Source organism: Pantoea sp. EKM20T, from assembly GCF_011800485.1.
Classification (GTDB): domain Bacteria; phylum Pseudomonadota; class Gammaproteobacteria; order Enterobacterales; family Enterobacteriaceae; genus Pantoea; species Pantoea agglomerans.
Genome location: NZ_JAALFW010000011.1, coordinates 154,232 through 172,138, shown reverse-complemented (window position 1 = coordinate 172,138; position 17,907 = coordinate 154,232). Strand labels below are relative to the sequence as shown.

Sequence of the window (17,907 nt, the reverse complement as noted above, 5' to 3'; positions counted from 1 at the left end):
GTGTCAACGGTAAAGCTCCAGTCGCCGTCTGCCTGCGGGCCTTCGTTGCCCGCCGCGTCCACCGCCGCAACCGTCAGGTCGTGAGAGGTGCCGTCCGCCATATCCTGCTCCGGCGTCCAGCTCCACTTGCCGTCTGCGTCCACCGCTGCGCTGCCGACGAGCTCGCCGTTGTCATAGATGTTGACGTGATCGATGTCGGTGGTTGCGTCGCCGGAAAGAGTCGGCCGCGCGTCGTCGGTGACCGAGCCGCTGGCAATTTCGCCGGTGATCGCACCGACGTCGTCCGTCAGGGTGACTGAGTCACTGACAATGCCGGAGTTGATGTTATCTGGAGGAGTTATGTCCGGTCGGGAACCGTTGGACGGCGGAGAGACATTACCCGCAGGATCGACGACCACGATAGTTACGTCGGTATCCCCTTCATTGACAGGGTTAGGCTGGATACTCCAGTCACCATTTTCATCAACTACAACCGTGGTGGTTTCACCGGTACTGCCATCGGAAATAACCACAGTTGAACCAGGTTCTGCTTTACCTGAGATTTGTTCATCATCATTGCTATTTATAACCGCCGCTTCTGGCGAAGAGGTGTCAGTAAACTCTTCAGTCAGGCTACCGCTATTGCCCGCACTATCAGTTACCGTAACAGTGACGGTGCCATTTGGTTGTGAAGTCGGTGCTTCCACATACCAGTTACCTTCACTGTCCGTCTGGGTCGTGATCTGGGTGCCATCAGGCAGTTGAATGACAACCTGTGAGTCAGGGCTATTCGATGTTCCGGAAAACTCTGGACGACCATCATTATCACTGTCCGCAACAGGATCAAGTGTCACCGATACACTCTTAGCGGAAGAGTCATGGCCACTGCTACCACGCCCGGACGCACCAATAGCAACGCCGCCTGCCGCGCCGCCCAGCAGCATAAAGGGCAACCAACCAAAATTGTTGTCACTGGCAGTCAGCGGATCGGCACTGGCATATCCTTCACCGCCTAATACCTGTTCACCGCTATGACCTTCAGTTAAAGCTGGCGGATATTCAGCGACATCGCCGGAAGTCGGCACATATTCATAAAATTGACCGTTTTCGCCCAGCCCAATCAGATGAACGTTTTCATTATCATAATAATCTTCCAGCACAATATCAGGATGCTGAGAATCATCCTGGCTAAAGAAAAGCTGCAGATTATTGCCAACGCGCTTGGTTACAACCATTTGCGGAGCATGTCCTGTAGCGCTATCGATCAGTTCTATATTTAATGCACCCTGATGCGGAACTTTGATCGTTGTAGGATTTTCAGATTTTGTATCAACAGTGTATGAAGAGATAATACCCTTCACACCACGCAAGTTCACTTTCAACATAACAACCTTCTTAATTAACGAGGATTGATTAAATTCAATAGAAATAAGGCTTTCACAAACCCTTAATCTCTATATTCATATACTTAGAATAACCGTGATTTTATGACGAGATAATCTGCAATCCTGACATTGCTTCCAGCACAACTCTTGATTCTGGAGTCAGTGAACGGCATTATCAGAACTGATTAATAAAAAATATGGTGCCAGATTGCATCAATGCAGTGAGTATGCAGCGCCCTGAGCGTTACTGCTTTTATCAGCTATCTTCATAGCATTGCTCTGAGCATGACTACTGTCAGAATTTAATAGTGAAGAAGCCACCGGGTGATTCAACAGTTTTGACTCGCCCGCTTCAGAACAAGAACGTTCATTTACTACACGCGATAACGTACGTGATTGTGCTTTGAGACTGGTTAAAACAGATTCAGCTTCCTTTGCAGGCACCAGACGCGCCGTGATTTTCTGCTGATCATTTACCGCTAACTGATAGTAATAGCGCTCACCTGATTTCAGCTCTGGTGTGGATACTTCAATTTTTGCTGGCTGGACAAAATCATGCTGGCTGAACATAACGTCCAGTTTTTTCTGGCCAGGACACACACTAATTTCAGTCCCTCTATCACCTGACATTACGCTCGTATAGTATTGATTATTAACAAATACGTTAACGACGCGTTTTGATGCGGCAGGATTTTTTTCATCAATACGGTAGACAATAATGTGCGCACGCGGGTCGCGTATCTGCTCCGGCGCCTTGTCATTGTTGACCTCTTTAAACAACGATGGCGCAGGAACGTTCTGCGATGGCGCCGCCTCGACATAATTGCAGTACAGGTAGCCTGTAAGTAATAAAACCATACTCAGCATTGCTCCCTGCATAAATTTAAAGGGATTATTCGATGCTTTGCATGTTAAACGTGAATTATTTTCCATATAACTCTCCTTAAGGTGCTTAACCTTTATATTTAAAACACCTTATATCCGATGTTGAACAGGAGCTGACAACTCCTTAAAAAATAAAAAATGGGAAATTTAAACAGCGCAGAAGGGTGAGCCTACGCCTCTGGACAACGTTAAATCTCATTTACATTGATAACTCCTTTGTAAAGTTCAAGCAACGAGACATCATTGATAAATGCATTAAATTCTTTATCTCCTTTCAGAGCGAACTTTCTCATCACATTATATTTATGTGCATAGATTGTTTTAACTGACAAATCTAACCTTTTTGCTGTCTGGATTACACTGTATCCTTTCTTCAAAAAACTAAGCACCTGAAGTTGCACCACGGTGATACGTGCAAATTCGCACCGTAAACAGTCTGAAGGCAGATATCCCATAACTCTTCCCTGAGTGTTTAACCAGGCCTTGGTTATTTTCTCAGTTATTAAACGTACCGAATCCCTTTTTGACACTTCAAGCAAAGATTGATAACAAAATGGTAACGGGTTTTTAATTTTCTCTCCGAAATCATCGGTAAATACCAATATGATACTGCCAGGCTTTCGCTCGCGATAAGCGGGTTGACACATATAAAGACGCCATTGCGAAACATTGATCAGGATGAAGTCAGCCTGCCGCAGGTTATGACTATCAAAACCTGATAAAAATTTTACTTCTGCATCAGACAGCAGTGCCTCCTCAATTACCTTTGATATGCCCAGTCTGAAGAAGTAATTGTCATCCGTACAAACCACATTAACATCCATTTTTTCCCTTCAGCATCACAAAATTCACGATGACAAATATTATATTCAGGTGAACTTACCGTTAATCAGTACCAATTCGCCTTTCTCTTTTAGTTCCTTGAGCACTCTGCAAATGGAACTTTTTGATAAATGAGAACTATTTTCAATAAGATATAGTGCTGAAAATCGTTTCTTTAAATGAGTCGGCAGTTTTTTCCATCTTTCAATCAAAGAAATAACTTCATCATATGAGTTACTTTTTGGTAACTGAATGTAATTCATCAGATCAGAATACTGTCCTGATAAAATAGACATTGCGTCATTAAAAAGATCTTTCTCAAAAACCAATCGCCAGAACACGTCATAGTCAATGAAACTGACTTTTCCATAATCGACTCGTTCCAGATAGACTGGCGGCTCGTCTAAAGCTGGAGTGACGCCGACAACAAACGGAGCGGATAAGATATTCAAAACCTTATTCTCGCCTTTAAGTTTAAGTAAAAAATCGCCGTCAAGAATGAACATAACGCGACGTACATTATCTTTAGTCAAATGATAACGGCGCTTGCCTCTTGAAATTTCATCTGGATTAGCAATCTGCGTAAATCCTGCTAATGCATCGATGATCCGTTCATGATTTTCAGTCACTCTATACATATTAATTAACTCAATCTAACTGACGTATTGGTCAGTGATTAGCAACAATTCGTAAAATCAGTTTTTTATAGTCTCTTTCTCTTTCGCCTGGTGTACTCGCTTACCTGAGCTCGCCTCCATAACTCGGGCAGTTAAAAATAGTCTTTATCGGTTCCACTATAATAAAACCGACCCAACAAAATTCAAAACCGCAAATACAAATAAATAAAGACATTCAGGCTAATAAAAGAAACAATAACCAGATCTTACACCATTCAAATGCTGTTTAGTTAGCACATAAATCTACTTTGTAGCACCTTACGGGCAGTGTTATAACTTTTTTCCTAAAAAAAGAATTTCCCATTACCATTTGAAAGATGATGTTATGAGCATGCTATTTTAAAATCACGTATTTAAACACCTCTCTCAATTTTCCAGCATGGCTGAAAAGAAACAAATCAAATTGGCATCAATGTTAATGCTCCTTACTAAAGTTACGCTGTCAGGCAGCATTGCATGGAAGGAATTAAACCACGGCACCCATTAAACAGATACTTAAATTGATTATCTTTATGTATTTAGTTTTTTATCCTGATAAATATAATTTACTTAGATTAAATCACCATAAACTGGCAAATGGGATTTTTCCCTTTTTAATTCCACTTCTCAAATGACTTCACATTCAGGCAAGTGAAATCATTAACTCATGGCTTTATACACAAGCTTATTCATAGATGAATCAGTTTCACTGAACCGCGTTCATGGCATGCGCTTTCCGGATGCCAGATAATTTTAAGCATCAGGCATAAGCAGTGCTGTTAATGGTTAAATCACGCATAAGAATAATGTACGCTCAAAAAATTCCAGAATACCCACAGTAGTTAATATTGTGTAAAAACATAATAGCCATATCCTTGCTTACGATAACAAAAGAAGAATTATGGATGTTTTACTATTTCATTTTTTACGACCACCCATTCTAATAGCGCCGTTCGCTAGAAGCGGCATAAATAATAATATTGAAAAAATGATACATGGAGATATCGATGAGAGAGTTAACATCTTTTGAAATGCAAAACGTTTCAGGAGCAGGTTTTTTTGACTTTATTGGTGCTGTAGTTGTCGGTGCCGTTACGGGTATTAGTTCTTTTGGTCTTAAATGGGGAATGAGTGGCGGAAGCACCGGTGGCGTGTTAGGCGTTGGTATTGTCTCTGCCGGTGTAGGTCTGATTGTCGGCGCAGTCCTTGGTCTTGTTGATGGTGCTTTATATGGTGCTATGAATGGCTGGGATAGCACGGCAGGCTGGTTTAACGCGGTCGTTGAAAACCAGTTTGATCCTAATGCATCTGTAATTACAGCTTAAGGAAACAACATGCGTGAATTGAACAATAAAGAAATCGAAGGCGTTAGCGGTGGTTCATTAACTTCGGTGATCCTGGATTTCTTTAAGCAGCTAGGCGCAAGCTCAGTAGAGAAAACTGAATGGACGCGCCCAGACTCCATTCCAGCAGCGAACCCGGTTAGTGGGTCTGCCTTTGGCATGGGTATTGTTGGTGTCGCAGCAGCAGTCGTATTTGGATTGCTGATTTTCTAATTCTCTTGTGAGGAATGAATCCTCCAGGGAAGTGAACGATTATTAAATCGTTCATTAATTGATGTTATTAATTATTTTATACAAAGGAAAGTATATGAAAAAGTTATCTATGGTTGCTCTTGGTCTGATGCTGGCTGCTGCTCACGTTAATGCTGCTGAAGCTTCAGATGGCACCATTAACTTCACAGGAAATATTGCGTCTCAGACTTGTACTGTAAGCGTAAACGGCGGCGGCAGCACTGCAACCGTTACACTGCCTAAAGTAGCAAGTAGTATTTTAAGCACATCTGGTCAGACTGCAGGTAACACTCGCTTCACTATGGCGCTGAGCAATTGCTCAGCTACGACTGGTGACGTGTACGCTTACTTTGAACAAGGTGCCAACGTCAATGCTGATGGTCGTTTGACCAATACTGGTACTGCAACGAATGTTGACCTGCAGCTGCTGGATAGCGGAAATGGCGTGTTGAACGCGGGTAGCACTGAGCAGACCACCTCTCCAAAAACTGTCGCTCTGACTGCTGGTGCAGGTACTCTGACCTATTCTGCTCAGTACTATGCAACTGGTGCAGCTACTGCTGGTACCGTCTTATCAGCTGTGAACTATTCAATCAATTACCTGTAATTGATTATGGTGGGAGCATCTGTTCCCACCTCTCTTCCTCTATCATCATTTCTGTCAAAATCATGAAAAAAAAAAGTTTTAAATTTTTGATCTCCTGTCTGCTGGCTTTTACGGTGACCTCATCGGCTTTTGCCAGCGTGACGATTATCGGCACCCGGGTAATCTACCCCGCAACAGAAAAAGAAGTCACAGTCCGCTTAGATAACCATGGCAATCAACCTGCGCTGGTACAGGCCTGGATTGACAATGGAAATCCTGATGAAGCACTGGATAAAATAAACGTACCGTTTGTCTTGCTACCGCCTGTTTTCCGTATGGAGGCTAACAAAGGACAGACATTACGTATCGTTTATACCGGTTCAAACCTGCCCAAAGATAAAGAGTCGGTATTCTGGCTTAACGTACTCGACATCCCTCCTCGCGATAAAAGCCTTGCGAATCAAAATCAGTTGCAAATGGCTATTCGTAGTCGCATCAAAATTTTCTTTCGCCCAGCCCGGTTCGATGCGATGCAAGCCACAGAAGCAGCGTCGGGTCTTATCTGGCATCAAGGGGAGAAAGCGAATCAGCTGACAGCAACCAATAACTCTTCGTTTTACGTCAACGTTTCACAGATCAATGCCGAGGATAACGCGGGGCGAAAAGTAGTCAGTGAAAAGGGAGATATGCTTGCACCAGGCGAAACAAAAAGCTTCTACCTAAAAGGATTGAACGCAAATCAAATAAAAACAAACTTTCATTATCAATATCTGGATGATTATGGCGCTGCACGCAATGTAGACGCCAAAATTAGTCAGTAACTTTGGTAACTCATCAGGGGTAATAATGATGGCAAGGATGATTAAAAATAATAAACCAACGGCAAAAATATTTTACCGATCTTTTCTGGCGCTTTTTTTAACTGCATCAACAGGCGCCGCATTTGCAGAAAATTCGTATGATTTTGACGAATCATTTGTGAAGAATTTACCGGGCGTTAAAGTTGATGTGGCCCGCTATGCAACCGGTAACCCTATTGATCCTGGTACTTATACGCTGGATATTTTCCTGAATGGTCGTCAGATTGGTCGGGAAAATGTTCAGGTCATTCGTGAAGGGGCGGGTACCAAAGCGTGCCTTTCCTATGATCTGGTCAAAAGCTTGTCACTTAAGGACACAGTTTTTAGCCCGGGACAAGCTGAAGATTTGCGCTCTGGTAAACAGTGTATGGCGCTGGAGGAGGTAGTTAAAGAGAGTCATGCAGCTATCAATTCTGCCGATATGCAGATGGATATCTCAATTCCGCAAATTTATCTGTTGCGATCTGCGCGCGGCTACGTTGCGCCAGAATTCTGGGATAAGGGTGAAACAGCACTTACGCTAACCTATAACACCAACTATTATCGCTCTGTAAATCACGGTCAGCCATATGACTCATTTTATGGCCGTGCACTGGCGGGTTTTAACCTTGGCGGATGGATGTTCCGTCACGATGGTTCTCTCAGCTGGCAACGTCAAAAAAACAACGAGTATCATCATTACGATGCAATTAATACCTATGTCCAGCGTGATATTCCGCAAATAAAATCACGGCTGTTATTAGGTGAAGGCAATACCAGTGGCGAAATTTTCGATACGCTTTCTTTTCGTGGTGCGCAAATATCTACAGTTGACCAGATGTGGCCAGACTCTCAGCGAGGCTATGCACCAGAAATCCGCGGCGTAGCCCGAACCAACGCTCAGGTAACTGTATCGCAAAATGGCAACAAAATTTATGAAACGACGGTTTCACCAGGCCCTTTTAATATCACCGATCTTTATCCTACAGGCTACGGTGGTGATTTAGACGTGACCGTGAAAGAAGCTGACGGCGGTGAGACCCGTTTCTCAGTTCCTTACGCAGCGATGACGCGTCTGAAACGTCCGGGCATGACTTTTTATAGTCTGACCGGTGGTGTATCCCGAAAAGACAATATGGTTTATACACCTTCGGTCTATCAGGGCACTATTCAGCATGGTTTTAGCAATAGTCTGACCGGTTACTCAGGTATTCTGGGATCAGATAACTACACCTCTGTGCTGTTGGGAGGTGCATTTGGTTTACCTGTTGGTGCGATCTCACTGGATATTACTGGGGCTCAGACAAAATATGGTGATGAGAAAAAGCAAGGTGTAAGTTATCGGGCAACTTATAGTAAGAAGGTTTCTCAGACTAACACGAATTTTACTCTGGCGGCTTACCGCTTCTCATCATCCGGTTATTACAGTTTTGATAATGCATTACAAATCAATAACTATTATAAAAAAAATCATAAAAACAGTTCGTCAAATTATCTTTCGCGCCCCAAACAACGTTTTTCTATGACGGCAAGCCAAAATTTTGGGGAGTCATATGGGAATATCTATCTTACTGGTTTTGTTCAGAATTACTGGGATTCTGCCGGAACAAATACGCAATTTCAGCTGGGTTACAATAATACAATTGGTCGGGTCTCCTATACTTTATCAGCAAACCGATTATTATATTCAACCGGCGGGCATGACACTCAACTGTCACTCGACTTCTCGGTGCCAATTGGCAGCGATAGTCAAAGTTATGTAACCGGAAGTGCGACACATAATAAACAAGGTGTGAATGCACAAACAGCAGTTAATGGTGTTCTGGGTGAACATGACCAATATAACTATAACGTTGGAATAGCGCGCGATACTGATAATGAGAAGTCCGGTTCAGTTAGTGGGCAGTACCGTTCGCCCTACAGTATGCTGACGGCGTCTTATACTAAAGGGGAAAACTATTATACTGCCTCGGGTGGTATCAGCGGTGCGGTAGTCGCTTTACCTGATAGCATTAATTTCAGCGCTTATCAGTCTACGACTTATGCTGTTGTTACCGCAGAAGATGCAGAGGGCGCGCGTGTACTCGGCTATCCCAATATTGTGTTAAACGGCAGCGGCAAAGCTATTGTGCCAAACCTTAACCCGTACCGGATAAACGAACTGGCCATCGACCCAAAAGGAATTCCACTGGATGTTGAGCTTGAATCAACTCAGCAGCGCGTTATTCCTGTTGAGGGTGCAGTCGTCAGACTTGATTATAAAACCAGCAAAGGAAAGCCACTGTTAATTCGGGCTAATCAGCCGAACGGAAATGCCTTGCCATTTGGTGCAACGGTTAATGATGAAGACGGTAACCTTATCACCACTGTTTCACAGGGTGGTCAGATTTATGTGAGGTTAAATAAAGATGTCAGCCGCCTGCATATTTCCTGGGGTAAAGCAGCCAGTGATAAGTGTCTGGTTAACCTGGAGTCCGGTATTGTTAATTCCAGTGAAAACAACACCCTTGCAAGGCTCACAACAACATGCAGCAGCGATCAATCAAAACCTGTTCGCTACGTGTCTAACGGCGAAATGAACAAAGATAATCAGGGTTAATCGGGTGACATTATGATGTTTATTAACTTTAGAAGGACACTGACCAGAATAGTCAGCATCATGATTATGGTATCTGGTTTCGTCATGCTAGCACCAATTAATGCGAACGCGGCAGATGATGTCACACTGACGTGCAAAAAATCTCTTTCTGATGCGGTATTAGATTTCCGCTCACTGGGGATAAATATTTCGGCAGCTGTTCCGGTGGGCACGGTCGTTTATAGTGGCAATTTAACAGTCACGTTCAAATGTGCCCTGGATAATCTGCAACAGTTTTTTGATGGTTTAACGGGAGAAGTGTACTTAAAGCGTAAAACAATTGCTGAAGATGCACTCGGTTATGGCTTAACCATTTATACCGGTTACGGTGGTGAAATGTCCACCGACGCTGCCAATATTCCTACCGGCAACAAGATCGCTACTTACGCGTTAACCAGTGGCGGTACAGTCGGTGCTTATACTGATGTCACATTGAATGTGCCTTTTCAGATTGTGCGGACGTCAAACTCGATGGCTGGCCCCAATTTGCTTCCGGACTATGTCAACGTATTTGATGTAGGCTCATTGGTACCAGGAAATGACCTGAAACTTTATGTCAGATATATTAAAAGCGGCATCACTGTGAGGGATCAAACCTGCTCAGCAGCAGGCGATGTTAACCCGAGGGTGTCATTAGGGAGTTACACAGCGAATACCAGCAGTGGGTTGGGTTCCGGTATTGGACAAACCAGCCCATCTACCGCTTTTAATCTTCAGCTTAACTGTGAGGCACTTCTTTCAGGTACCTTTGACGTTATGATGCAGTTGGATGGGGATGCGGCTGATGGGCTATCGGATGTCGGCGTAGTTTCTCTGAACTCGACCTCAACTGCCAGCGGAGTGGGTGTTCAGATTCTGAATGAAAGTCAGCAACCTGTTGCACTGGCAGCACCATACAGAGTTGCAGCTTATCCACTGTCGTCAGCATTGATAACAGTGCCCTTATATGCACGTTATTACCAGACTGCTGCCACAATAACCCCTGGTAGTGCTAACGCAGTTGCTACCTATACCATTAGTTATCAGTAACCATATGGGCTCTTCGGAGCCCTTTACCAGACTTTATAAACTGAGAAAGGATTTTATCAGTGGATAGGCCATTAAAAGGAAGGAGGTTTAAAGTTGGTGTCTCTGATGAGAGTCCTTTTATTTTTTATTCAATACAAAAAATACTCTCAACCGGATTTCACAACCTGGACATTGCAGCATACCCGGTAGAAGCAGAAAATCTTTTTGTAAAACTGAATAGCGATCCTCCTGATATATTAATTACTGATTTTTGCTTTAACTTTGAACGTAATGATTTGAACGGCGTTAGAAAGCTAGAAGAAATTTACAACCATAATGCTAACCTTAAAATCATTATCTTTACGGCACAGAATAGCCCGGCCATTTTGAAAAGAATATTGCAAATTCCGGTAAATGCAATAGTGAGCAAACGTGATGATATACGGGATCTGGTAGAAGCTTTGCACTGGGTTTGCTCATCGAATTCTGAAATATTTTATTCAGAAAAGATGAAAGATCTGGCGCAATCTGCTTCAGATGAGCCCGCACAGACTCTTTTATCACCCGCAGAAGTTGAAGTAATCAGGCTTTTTGCTATCGGGTACAGTTTAATGGAGATAGCTAAAGCACGTAAACGTAGTATCAGTACGGTTGCAACGCAGAAATATAACGCCATGCGTAAACTTCAGCTGCAGTCTAATACTGATTTGATTAAATATGTCTTTGCCCAGCAACTCATTTAATTTCGGGCTTAATTTTTAAGAAACAGCGAGCATCATGAAATTTTATAATTTTAAAATTGCATTTATTGTACTGTCCTGCGTGCCATTTGGATCTTATGCAACCAGCTTACAGCAGGCTGCCCGTGCCGCATTAACCTATGACTCTGCATTGCAATCCAGCCAGATGACCAGTGAAGCCGATCAGCAAAAATACTGGCAGGGTATGGCCGGAATGTTGCCCACATTGACGCTCGAAGGAAACTGGGATCGTCAGGAACAGCCGGATAAAAAATATCAAAGTGGTGTAACAAATCACAGTTACGATCTCAGTGTCAGACAACCCCTGTTTGATATGAGTAAATATGCTGGCTGGCGTAAAGGCGTTGCTATTGCCAATACCGCTGAAGCCCAGTCAAAAAAAGCTGAAGAAAAGTTATTAAATGCGATCAGTAATGCCTACTTTTCGGTGCTCTATCAGCAGGAAGTTTTACAGGCTGCGAAAGCTGCCAGTCACAACTTCAAACAACAACAGCAAAAACTGCAGGCCGGTATTCTGAATGGACAAAACACTCGTACAGAGCTGGATGAAGCTAAGGCCAATTACGCTCTTGCTCAGGCCAAAGAAATAGAGGCGAGTAGTCAGTTATTGCTGGCTGGAGAAGCATTTCGTCGCTTATCGGGTGTCAGCCCGGACACTGTCGAGCCGGTAAACTTTCAGTGCCTTAACGCTTCGCCCTACGCTTCTTTAACTGATGCGATTAATGCCAGCCAGCAACGTAACACTGAAATCAAAATTGCCCTGTTTCAGAATGATCAGGCCGATGCTGATGTATTGGCTGCAGATGGCGCACATATGCCTGTCGTGTCACTTTACGCCAGATATGGCAAAAACTGGAGCCGTAACGATAACGACGATAATTTACTTTATGATGCTATTTTTGGCACTAACTCTAAAAGTAATAATCTGCAGTATGGCGTTAACGTTTCTATTCCATTATTCGCGGGTGGCAGCCAGATTTCACAATCTTATGAAGCAGCCTATCGCCGTCAGGCAGCGAAATATTCCACCATGGAAGCACAACGCAAAGCGGCTACAGATACACGTTCAGCATGGCTTAGTCTTACGAATGGAAAAGCGTTAATCAACGCGCAGAAAAATGCCGTCGAGTCTTCACGCGAAAAAGTGGTGTCTGTTCAATATGGCCGGGAAATGGGTTTCCGTACGGTAAATGATGAGCTTGATGCCCAGCAAAAATATTTTAGTGCGCTTAAAGATCAGGCTGAAGCTCGCTTCAATTACCTGAACGCCCTCATTAATCTGGCACAAAGTACCGGATCACTATCAATCGACATGCTGAATTTTTTTCAGTGCCGTTAATCCCTTACTCATGATGATTATATAAATGGAACAGTCACTATTCCGTCAGGAGGCACTTGATGCAGCCAACCGTGGAAACCTGGGCATTGTGGCACTCTATTGCCCACCTTATCGCTGGTTAGTTATTTCCGTTGTAGTGCTGATCACTGCCGCGACAGCGCTGTTTTTTATATTTGGCAGTTATACAAAATATGAATCCTCTACCGGAGAACTGCTGCCTAAAAATGGCATGCTGATCATTCCGCCCCCCGTAAGCGCTACGGTGGTCGATATTCCGGTAAAAGAGGGCCAGCATGTTGAAAAAGACGATGTGCTGATGGTGTTGTCATCAGAGGTTTCAACGCAGTTAGGTCAGACTCGTCAGGTTATTGCCGAGAATCTGAAAGGCCAGCGTGAAAGGCTTCAACAGGATCTGGTGACGCTTGAAAAGCTTCATCAGGTTGAAATGAAGGGCCTGACCGACACTATCGCCAGCCTGAAACTGCAACAGGAGCAGCTGAAGCTGCAATTGACACACCGTCGGAAACAGGTTTCCCTGGCGAAAATGCAGTTGGACAAGCTGGAAGCCATGCACAACGAAGGGTATGCCTCAAGCCGTCAGATGGAAGAGCAGGAGTCTAATCTGCTCGATAGCCAGGCGCGCTACCAGGAATATCAACGTCAGCTGTTGGACATCTCGCAAAAAATTGTTCAGACCGAGCAACAGCTGCATGAAAAACCGCTGGATGACGAGAAAAAGCGTAACGATATCGAGCGCCAACTGGCTGATAACCGTCAGTCGATGGCTGAAAATGAAGCGCGCCGCTCGTTTGAATTACGTGCGCCTAAAAGCGGGTATGTCGGCATGATTATGGTCAAAAATGGACAGATGCTCACCGCCGGTCAGTCAGCCATAGCAGTTTTGCCAAGCAATACTGAACTGGTCGCCCGCATCATGGTAAACACGCAGTCCATTGGTTTTATCCAACCGGGACAGCGGGTGGTGCTGCGCTATAAAGCGTTTCCTTATCAAAAGTTTGGTCAACAGTATGGAAAAGTTATCGAGGTTTCACGCACCGCTCTGTCTCCTCAGGAAGTCACTACGTTAACCGGCAAAAACAATATTCAGGAACAGCAGTACCGCGTGCTGGTCTCCCTGGACAAACAATCAATTACTGCTTATGCGCAGAATGAAAAACTCAAGCCGGGTATGGCGCTGGATGCCGATTTTATCGTCGACAAACGTCGTCTTTATGAATGGGTGCTGGAGCCAATTTTTGCGCTTGGACACAAAATCTCTCTCTGATTAAAAGGTCTGTTCTGTGTTGTTATTAGAGAAACTCAATTTTAAATGGTTTAACCGCCTGCCGATGATTCGTCAGTCACAGGCGACGGAATGTGGTCTTGCTTGTCTGGGGATGATTGCCAATTATCACGGTCATGAAATCGACATGATCACCCTGCGTCGCAGGTTCGCAACGTCGCTTAAGGGTGCAACACTTAGTGATGTCATTGCCATGGCACAACAACTCAATATGAGTTCCCGTGCGTTACGCGTTGATATGGAAGAGCTGTCTAAATTACGCATGCCCTGCATTCTGCACTGGGAATTGAACCATTTCGTTGTGCTAAAAAAAGTGCGCGGCAATAAGATCACGCTTCACGATCCTGCACGCGGCATTCGGGAACTGACATTTAAAGAAGCATCACCGGCGTTCACCGGCGTTGCACTGGAGCTGGTTCCCTCCTCCACTTTTGAGGTCAAAAAAGAAAAAGAAAGCATCTCGATGATGAAGCTGGTGGGCAGTGTGACAGGGGTGAAATCTGCCTTTGCCCAGGTGCTTATCCTGTCCATCGCTCTGGAGCTTTTCGGCGTACTCTCCCCCTTCTTTATGCAGTGGGTGATGGATATGGTGCTGGTCTCCGCAGATTACTCGCTACTCTCCTTGCTCGGGATCGGCTTTATCATGATTGCGTTGTTTCAGACCATGATTACAGCGCTGCGCTCATGGGTGATGAGCTGGTTCTCAAGCCAGCTCAGCGTGCAGTGGACGGTCAATGTCTGTCACCATATGTTAAAGCTGCCACTTGAATGGTTCGAATCCCGTCACGTTGGTGACATTCTGTCCCGCTATGGCTCGCTAAACACCATCCAAAGTACGCTGACCAGCCGCTTCATTAGTACTGTGCTGGATGGGGTAATGTCGATCGTGACAGTAGTGATGCTGTTTATCTATAACGCTAAGCTTGCCTGGCTGGTAATTGGCCTTTTTGTCGCCTATGCACTGTTACGCTTCATGGCTTATGATCCTGTTCGCCGCGCCAATGAAGAGCAAATCATCAGTTCAGCCCGCACGCAATCTTCTTTACTGGAAACGCTTCGCGGTATCCAGGCGGTAAAAACCAATAACAAGCAGGTGCCTCGTCTCTCCGCCTATATGAATTTCCTGGTGGATACGACCAACAAAGGCATTGTGATTCAGAAGCTTAACATTTTGTTTGGTTCCGCCCAGGGATTGCTCACTTCTGTAGGCAGGGTCGTACTGGTCTGGCTGGCTGCGCTGCAAGTACTGGATGGCAACTTCTCTGCAGGTATGCTTACCGCCTTTATTAGCTTCTCCGATCAGTTTATGAGCCGCGGTGCAGGTCTGATCAACGCCGTAATCGACTTCAGAATGCTGCGTATGCATGGTGAACGACTGGCCGATATCGTGTTGTCAGAAACTGAAGTCAGCTCAGAAGCCAGTCCGGTACTGGTGAGTAAAGATACGCATGATGAGACAGAAACGTCGCAGGATATCAAACTAACGGATATCCGCTTCCGCTATGCACCTACCGAACCCTGGGTAGTAAATGGTGCCAGTCTGGAAATTAAGGCTGGCGAAAGCGTTGCGATTGTCGGCCCTTCAGGTCAGGGAAAGACCACCATGGCCAAAATCATTCTGGGTCTGCTGCACCCGGAAGGTGGAACAATCACCGTGGGCGGAATGGACATTACCCAGACAGGACTTGAACACCATCGTAACCGCATCGGCTGTGTTATGCAGGATGACATCCTGTTCTCAGGCTCGATCAGTGAAAATATTAGCTTCTTTGATAATAATCCTGACCACGCAAAAATTACCCGTGTAGCACGCCTGGCGCAAATTCACGGCGATATCATGAAAATGCCGATGAACTATCAAAGCCTTGTCGGTGATATGGGATCGTTTCTCTCTGGCGGGCAGCTGCAGCGTATTCTGCTAGCTCGCGCCCTCTACCGCGAACCAAAAATACTGGTACTGGACGAAGCAACCAGTCATCTGGATATCTATAACGAAGCACAGATCAACAATGCAATAAAGCAAATGAAAATCACCCGAATCATGATTGCACATCGCCCGGAAACCATAAGAAGTGCAGATAAAATCGTCCTGTTAAATAACGGTACGCTCAGTGAAGTTACCGCAGAGCAGTTATTTGGCCAGACAGAAAAAACTAAAGAAATGGAGATTACACATGGATAAAAATATTTGCCGGTTTAGCGAAGGTATGATTACTTTACCGGAAGGCTACTGCGAGCGAACCCTGAACACGCTGGCGGATCCCCGTTCAGCGATGCCACCCGTCACTATTTCTCGTGATAAACTGGCCAATCACAACAATCCAGAAGAATATATCAGCAGTCAGCTTGCTATTCTGCAGAGACAAATGAAAGACTGGCAGCAGCAGGCAAATCAACCCGTGGTGTTGGGCGATAATCTGAGCACAGGCATCATGATTACTTATGATTTTCTGCGCCCGGATAATATCCGGCTTTATCAAAAGCAGGCGATTTTCACCTTAAACCTGGAGGATGTATTAATTTTCTCTTTGTCAAAGGCTGCCCCCCTGACCGATGAAGAAATTCAGCTGTTTAATAATATCCTGAAGAGTTTCCAGAGCTGGCCCTGATACTTTTCCTCAGCAAAGCCTGACGACATAACGTTAAAAGAAAAACCGGGCAGGATAAACCCTTCCCGGTTTCATGCATTCTGAACACCGCTAAATTAGCCGTTTACAGAGCTTAGTAACGCTGGCAGGTAAAGAGATAGGAGATCGGCCCACCGATAATATAGGTATTTTTATCAATCTTATCGACATCCAACTGCAGATGCGTTGGATCCAGCGTGATCTCTGCTAACAACTTATTAAAGATGACATCAGGGGTAGTATCAGTATTCGAAGTGACAACTTTGCTGATCTGATACCGGTAAGTATCATCGGAAATTTTAGCGCCATTGATTAATGCAACCCTTCTGTTAAGAATAGTAACACCGTCATTGCTCGTTGCCTGCCCATTCAGCAACAGATAGCCTGAATCCTTTTTATCAAAACGTAAATCCTGGGCAACAGCGAACTCAATTCGTTTATCATCATTACGACTGAGATCGTAACGGCTAAACGCTGAGCATCGAAAAGGAAAATCTTTGGCCTGATGTGTTAAGTAATAAACCCCTGCAAAAGTCACCATTAATAGCGCAGCCAGCATGAAGATAATATTAATACCAATGCTCCGCTTCATCCCATTCTCCAGTCAAGATAATAAAAATTGTCGCATGAGATGATATGACCATCGCTATTAATTTTACACGATGAAAGAATTGTTCTTCCGAAATTCTTAGTAGTAAAAGAGGTGTTTTTATCAAAAATAATCCGGTGACCCGCATCGCAGGTTTGATTATTTTCCCTTAGAATTTGCACTATTTGCTTACCCAATGCCTGTCGTTCAACCTCATCCAGACCCTGCAATAATACTGCTTCGCAGCCACCTTCAAGTTTAATGGCACTCATTGGAATAATTTGCTCGTCAGGACGAGATACCGTGAAATACCAGAGCACCATGCCCAGCACTATCAGAGCAACAGAAGCAAACCAGTATCGCCGGGTGACGTTAACGGACGTAGCTGGCAGCTGATTACCAGGCGGAGTGGCAGGCAGGACAACGTTTTCAGCAGACCCTTCAGTTATACTTCCTTCCGATATGTCATCAGTTAAAACTTCCGTCACCCCCATGACCGGGGCTGATTGACGTTCAATTTTAATATCGGTATTCAGGCGTATACCAATTTTCGGGATGGTGATAATCAGATTTTCACAGCCATAAGCCGCGAGTGCCCTGCGCACAATACTCAGATATTGATTCAGATTACTATTCGATCCACGCAGGCCATATTTATCCCAGACCTCGGTCAGCAACGTATCACGCGCCAGTATTTCTCCCCCGGAATTCAGTAACTGCTCAAAAAGCCGACCTGAAGAAATACTGAGGCTCAGCGACTCCTGAGTAGGAATGTGGCTAAGCGTGCAGTCATCAGAATTATAAGAAACCTGATCATCGATTATGTAAATCATTAAGAAATCACTGAATTTCCGCTCATTTATCGACAGTATAATTCAGCTTATACGAAGAAGCACTACAGACGCGTTAATCAGGC

The 17,907-nt window shown here is 44.5% G+C and carries 17 protein-coding genes; 11 read left to right on the top strand and 6 right to left on the bottom strand.

Annotation, left to right across the window (positions count from 1 at the left end; all coding sequences use genetic code 11):
* The 4 genes from HFD94_RS18225 to HFD94_RS18210 form a co-directional block, all read right to left on the bottom strand.
* Positions 1 to 1,364, bottom strand: a 1,364-nt coding sequence (locus HFD94_RS18225) for an Ig-like domain-containing protein (RefSeq protein ID WP_243234794.1), incomplete at its 3' end; no start/stop codon positions are given.
* Positions 1,365 to 1,577: 213 nt separating this feature from the next.
* The gene (locus tag HFD94_RS18220) at positions 1,578 to 2,297 is read right to left on the bottom strand and encodes a hypothetical protein (protein WP_163641623.1); all 720 of its coding nucleotides are present in this window, start codon (positions 2,295 to 2,297) and stop codon (positions 1,578 to 1,580) included.
* A gap of 140 nt (positions 2,298 to 2,437) precedes the next feature.
* Positions 2,438 to 3,073: a LuxR family transcriptional regulator gene (locus HFD94_RS18215; protein WP_010256756.1), complete on the bottom strand. Its 636-nt coding sequence runs from the start codon at positions 3,071 to 3,073 to the stop codon at positions 2,438 to 2,440.
* Positions 3,074 to 3,118: 45 nt separating this feature from the next.
* Positions 3,119 to 3,709 carry a helix-turn-helix domain-containing protein gene (locus tag HFD94_RS18210; RefSeq protein WP_033759834.1) on the bottom strand — a complete coding sequence of 197 codons (591 nt, stop codon included), beginning with the start codon at positions 3,707 to 3,709 and terminating at the stop codon, positions 3,119 to 3,121.
* A gap of 1,025 nt (positions 3,710 to 4,734) precedes the next feature.
* Between HFD94_RS18210 and HFD94_RS18205 the strand changes: the two genes are divergently transcribed.
* The 11 genes from HFD94_RS18205 (at position 4,735) to HFD94_RS18155 (ending at position 16,384) form a co-directional block, all read left to right on the top strand.
* Entirely contained in the window at positions 4,735 to 5,052 is a 318-nt protein-coding gene (locus HFD94_RS18205) for a hypothetical protein (protein ID WP_010256762.1), read from the top strand.
* A 9-nt stretch (positions 5,053 to 5,061) separates the two neighbouring features.
* On the top strand, positions 5,062 to 5,283 hold the full coding sequence (locus tag HFD94_RS18200; RefSeq protein WP_122889924.1) for a hypothetical protein: 222 nt from the start codon (positions 5,062 to 5,064) through the stop codon (positions 5,281 to 5,283).
* A 94-nt stretch (positions 5,284 to 5,377) separates the two neighbouring features.
* The gene (locus tag HFD94_RS18195) at positions 5,378 to 5,908 is read left to right on the top strand and encodes a fimbrial protein (protein WP_010256772.1); all 531 of its coding nucleotides are present in this window, start codon (positions 5,378 to 5,380) and stop codon (positions 5,906 to 5,908) included.
* Between the two features lie 62 nt (positions 5,909 to 5,970).
* Positions 5,971 to 6,708: a molecular chaperone gene (locus HFD94_RS18190; protein WP_022624192.1), complete on the top strand. Its 738-nt coding sequence runs from the start codon at positions 5,971 to 5,973 to the stop codon at positions 6,706 to 6,708.
* 25 nt (positions 6,709 to 6,733) lie between these two features.
* Positions 6,734 to 9,325 (top strand): fimbria/pilus outer membrane usher protein, encoded by a 2,592-nt coding sequence (locus HFD94_RS18185; RefSeq protein ID WP_167433361.1) that lies wholly within the window; start codon positions 6,734 to 6,736, stop codon positions 9,323 to 9,325.
* A gap of 12 nt (positions 9,326 to 9,337) precedes the next feature.
* Positions 9,338 to 10,393 carry a fimbrial protein gene (locus HFD94_RS18180; protein ID WP_010256778.1) on the top strand — a complete coding sequence of 352 codons (1,056 nt, stop codon included), beginning with the start codon at positions 9,338 to 9,340 and terminating at the stop codon, positions 10,391 to 10,393.
* A gap of 59 nt (positions 10,394 to 10,452) precedes the next feature.
* Complete coding sequence (locus HFD94_RS18175) at positions 10,453 to 11,115, top strand: response regulator transcription factor (protein WP_157354283.1); 663 nt, start codon at positions 10,453 to 10,455, stop codon at positions 11,113 to 11,115.
* Between the two features lie 34 nt (positions 11,116 to 11,149).
* Positions 11,150 to 12,472 (top strand): TolC family outer membrane protein, encoded by a 1,323-nt coding sequence (locus HFD94_RS18170; RefSeq protein ID WP_010256785.1) that lies wholly within the window; start codon positions 11,150 to 11,152, stop codon positions 12,470 to 12,472.
* Between the two features lie 25 nt (positions 12,473 to 12,497).
* On the top strand, positions 12,498 to 13,757 hold the full coding sequence (locus HFD94_RS18165) for an HlyD family secretion protein (RefSeq protein ID WP_022624194.1): 1,260 nt from the start codon (positions 12,498 to 12,500) through the stop codon (positions 13,755 to 13,757).
* A 16-nt stretch (positions 13,758 to 13,773) separates the two neighbouring features.
* A complete protein-coding gene (locus HFD94_RS18160; protein ID WP_072123950.1) occupies positions 13,774 to 15,957 on the top strand; it encodes a peptidase domain-containing ABC transporter in 2,184 nt (727 codons plus the stop codon).
* Positions 15,950 to 16,384: a DcrB-related protein gene (locus HFD94_RS18155; protein ID WP_010256796.1), complete on the top strand. Its 435-nt coding sequence runs from the start codon at positions 15,950 to 15,952 to the stop codon at positions 16,382 to 16,384. The genes HFD94_RS18160 and HFD94_RS18155 overlap by 8 nt, the downstream gene beginning before the upstream one ends.
* A 112-nt stretch (positions 16,385 to 16,496) precedes the next feature.
* On the opposite strand, the gene HFD94_RS18150 is transcribed toward HFD94_RS18155, so the two are convergent.
* Together HFD94_RS18150 and HFD94_RS18145 are read right to left on the bottom strand one after the other, a co-directional pair.
* Positions 16,497 to 16,994 carry a FidL-like protein gene (locus HFD94_RS18150; protein ID WP_022624196.1) on the bottom strand — a complete coding sequence of 166 codons (498 nt, stop codon included), beginning with the start codon at positions 16,992 to 16,994 and terminating at the stop codon, positions 16,497 to 16,499.
* Positions 16,991 to 17,824 (bottom strand): winged helix-turn-helix domain-containing protein, encoded by an 834-nt coding sequence (locus HFD94_RS18145; RefSeq protein WP_050680286.1) that lies wholly within the window; start codon positions 17,822 to 17,824, stop codon positions 16,991 to 16,993. The genes HFD94_RS18150 and HFD94_RS18145 overlap by 4 nt, the downstream gene beginning before the upstream one ends.
* Positions 17,825 to 17,907 lie beyond the last annotated feature (83 nt).